Raw genomic sequence first — 280 nt, forward strand, 5'->3', positions numbered from 1 at the left:
TCGAGTACGCCTGCGGTGTGGATGACGGCGGTGAGGGGGTGTTCGTCGGGGATTTGGGTGAGTGTGGTGGCTAGGGCGTTGGGGTCGGTGATGTCGCAGGCGGTGAGGGTGATGTGGGCGCCGAGGTTGGTGAGTTCGGTGTGGAGTTCTTGGGCGCCGGGGGCGTTGGGGCCTCGGCGGGAGAGGAGTAGGAGGTTTTTGGCGTGGTGGTGGGTGACGAGGTGGTGGGCGAGGAGGGTGCCGAGGGTGCCGGTGGCTCCGGTGATGAGGATGGTGCCTT

1 protein-coding gene is annotated in these 280 nt (G+C 66.8%); it reads right to left on the reverse strand.

All coding sequences use genetic code 11. The features are described from left to right. Positions 1 to 280 (reverse strand): SDR family NAD(P)-dependent oxidoreductase (locus tag GCN81_RS00035; RefSeq protein ID WP_156721303.1); only part of this gene is annotated, 280 nt, incomplete at both ends.

It is taken from the genome of Streptomyces apocyni (assembly GCF_009739465.1).
Taxonomy (GTDB): domain Bacteria; phylum Actinomycetota; class Actinomycetes; order Streptomycetales; family Streptomycetaceae; genus Streptomyces; species Streptomyces apocyni.